Raw genomic sequence first — 3,370 nt, forward strand, 5'->3', positions numbered from 1 at the left:
GTCGCCCAGCACATCGCCACCGTGGCGGCGCTGCGGCTCGCGATGGTGCGCAACGAACGCGAGACGCTGCGCCGCGAGGGCGCGGAGACCCTGGCCGAACTGCTGCAGGAGGTCCTCGACCCGGAGGCGGCGCGCCGCAGGCTCGCCCGGCACGCGATCGACGGCGACACCGTGCTCCTCGTGGTGCGCCACACCACCGACGAGGCGTTGCTGCGCTGTCTGGAGGACCACCCCCACCTGCTGCTCACCCGGGGCGAGGACCGCTATGTCCTGGGCGCGCCGGAGCTGACCGTGGCCATCGGCGAACTCCCGGGCGTGGCGGCCGGGATGAGCCGCCCCTTCCTGCCGGGCGCTGCGTTGCGGGTCGCCCAGCGCGAGGCGCTCTGGGCGGTCTCCAAGGCGATGGAGTCGGGCCGTCCCGTCGTCCGCTACGGCGACGACGCGACCGGCCGCTGGCTGCCCGACGACCCGGCCGTCCTGACGGCACTGGTCGAGCACGTGCTCGGCGAGGTCCTGCGCTACGACGAGGCCCACGACTCGCAGCTGCTGGTCTCCGCCCGCACCTGGATGGAGCGGGACCGCCGCACCGACACGGCCGCGGCGGCCCTGCACATCCATCCGAACACCCTCGCCTACCGGCTGCGCCGCTTCGGCACCCTCACCCACCGCGACCTGACGTCGACGGGGGCGCTGGCCGAGGTCTGGCTGGCGATCCAGGCGGCGGGGGCACTGGGCCTCACCGACTGAGCCCGGCCCGGCCCGCGCTCAGGCCCAGGCCGTCACCGGCACGAACGAGCTGTCGGTACGGAAGAGGTCCGTGCCGTCGGTCGGGTCCACCCGTAGTTGGTAGTTGTAGTGGCGCAGGTAGTAGCCGGGGTAGTTGTACGACTCGAAGCGGAGCGAGCCGGTGGTGGCGCCGGTCCGGGCGTAGAACGTGGCGTCCTTCGCGAACGCCGTCGTGCCGTCGCCTGCGTCGAAACGGCCCCGGAAGTCGTAGTGGCGCAGGTAGTTGCCCGCGCTGTCCCGGAAGGAGAACCCGGTCGCGTCGGCGAGCCCGGCGACGACGGTGAACGTGGACGCCTGCTTCAGGGCGGTGGTGCTGGAGCTGGTCACCACCGGCAGGTTGAGCAGGGAGGACACCTCCTGCCAGTAGCGGGTGGTGTAGTTGGCGGACTGGAAGGAGCGGGTGACGCCGGTCGCGAGGCTCGGGCCGCCGGACACGGTCTCCTTGATGACCGTGAAGTGGCGTGCCGTGCCGGAGAGGGTGGTGAGCGCGGTCGGCGCGGACCAGGTGGCGAAGGTGTCGTAGCTGTCGCTGTAGTAGTAGTTGCCGTCGCCGTAGCCGTCGAAGAAGATCCGCCAGCCGCCGTTGTCGAGTTGTACGACCGAGGGACCCTCGCGGTAGCTGCCCCAGCCGGCCCAGTCGCCGGTCTTCGAGATCGTGTAGGGGCCGGTGAGGCTGGTGGCGGTGGCGTACTCGATGTACTTCGCGGTCTCGTTCTTGGTGAAGGCGTGGTAGGTCGAGCCGACGCGCACGATGTACGTGTCGATGTGGTTGGAGCCGATGCCGGACAGGGCGACCGGTGAACTCCAGGCGGTGAGCGCGGAGTTGGTGGCCCGCAGCCGGTACGGCGTGAAGATCCACTCGTCGTCGGTGGTGGAGCAGGACACGATGACGTTGACACTGCCGTCGCTGTCGACGAACCACTCGGGTGCCCACGCGCGGGACAGATTGGTGATCGGGACCGTGTAGTCGTACAGGAACGTCCAGTTGGCCCGGTCGGCGCTGCGGGCGAAGCCGATGGTGGTGCTGACGTCCTCCCAGGTGTGGGTGGTGTACGTCAGGTAGTAGTAGCCGTCGGTGTGCTTGAACACGCTGGCGTCGCGGATGCGGTTGCTGGGCGGGGTGTAGGCGGAGGCCTGGACGAGGCGGAAGTCGGTGGCGTCGTCGGACTGGTAGACGTTGACGGTGCCGTCGTCGCTGTTGAGGAACGGGACGATCGTGTAGCGGGTGGCGTAGCCGCCGGCGGGGGCGGCGGCCAGGGCCGTGCCGAGCAGTCCGGGGGCCTCGCCCAGGACGAGCGCCGAGACGGGCAGGGCGGCCATCGCGCGCAGCAGGGCGCGGCGGGACGGTGTGGGGGGACGTGTGGTCACGGGCGGCTCTCCCGGAGACTCGGACGTTCGCCATGTCGAACGCAGTTCGTGAATTCGGTCAGAAGGTAGGGGTGGGTCAGGAACACGTCAATGCTTTGCGCAGTGCTGGAGGATCTCTGTGGGGAGCCTGTGGCGGACCGTCAACCGTCCACGCCACGCGGGAAGTTGCCGCTTCCGCACCGCGCCGGGCGCCCGGCCGTTACCGTGCGGTGGACCACGATCTCCGGAGGTGCCGCCATGACGCCCGACCGTTCCCCCGGTCTCGCCGAGTCCGCCCGCGCGCTGGCCGCCGGCGAGGTGACGGCACGGACCCTGACCGAGCGGGCACTGACCCGGATCGAGGCAACTCAGGCCTCCCTGAACGCCTTTCGGGTGGTACGGCGGGAGGCCGCGCTCGCCGAGGCCGACGCGGCGGACCGCGAACTGGCCGCCGGAGTCCGCAAGTCGCTGCTCGGAGTGCCCGTCGCCGTCAAGGACGACACGGACGTGGCGGGCGAACCGACCGCGTTCGGCTGCCGGGGCGAGTTCCCGCCGGTGGCCGAGGACGGCGAGGCGGTACGACGGCTGCGGGCGGCCGGTGCCGTCATCGTCGGGAAGACCAACACCTGCGAGCTCGGGCAGTGGCCGTTCACCGAGGGGCCCGCGTTCGGCGCGACCCGCAATCCGTGGAACTCCCTTCACACACCCGGGGGTTCGTCCGGCGGCTCGGCGGCGGCGGTCGCCGCAGGCCTGGTCCCGGCCGCGCTCGGCTCGGACGGCGCCGGGTCGGTGCGCATCCCGGCCTCCTGGACCCATCTCATCGGCGTCAAGCCGCAGCGCGGACGTATCTCGACCTGGCCGCGCGGCGAGTCCTTCCAGGGCATCACGGTCAACGGCACCCTTGCCCGTACGGTCGCGGACGCGGCCCTGCTCCTGGACGCGGCGAGCGGCAATCACGCCCAGGACCCGCACCGGCCGCCCGCGCTGCGGATGTCCGAGGCCGTGGGGCGCGACCCCGGCCGACTGCGCATCGCGCTCTCCCTGAAGCCGCCGTTCACCGCGCTGCCCGCCCGGCTGCGACCGGACGTACGGGCTCGGGTGCTCGAACTCGCCGAGAGACTCGCCCAGTTGGGCCACACTGTCGTAGAGGCCGATCCGCCGTACGGCCAGATCGGACTGACGTTCCTCCCGCGCGCCACCGTCGGTCTCGCCGAGCGGGTCCGCGAGGCACCGCACA

At 71.6% G+C, this 3,370-nt stretch carries 3 protein-coding genes; 2 read left to right on the forward strand and 1 reads right to left on the reverse strand.

The features are described from left to right. On the forward strand, positions 1-747 hold a 747-nt coding region (locus R6V09_RS49180), incomplete at its 5' end, for a PucR family transcriptional regulator (protein ID WP_317887939.1). A gap of 18 nt (positions 748-765) precedes the next feature. Here the strand turns inward: R6V09_RS49180 and R6V09_RS49185 are convergent. Continuing rightward, positions 766-2,154, reverse strand: a complete 1,389-nt coding sequence (locus R6V09_RS49185; RefSeq protein ID WP_317887940.1) for a glycoside hydrolase family 43 protein — start codon at positions 2,152-2,154, stop codon at positions 766-768. Positions 2,155-2,391: 237 nt separating this feature from the next. On the opposite strand from R6V09_RS49185, the gene R6V09_RS49190 reads away from it, so the two are divergent. Then, on the forward strand, positions 2,392-3,370 hold a 979-nt coding region (locus tag R6V09_RS49190), incomplete at its 3' end, for an amidase (protein WP_317887941.1).

The sequence above is a fragment of the Streptomyces sp. W16 genome (genome assembly GCF_033194735.1).
In the GTDB taxonomy this organism is placed as follows: Bacteria; Actinomycetota; Actinomycetes; order Streptomycetales; family Streptomycetaceae; genus Streptomyces.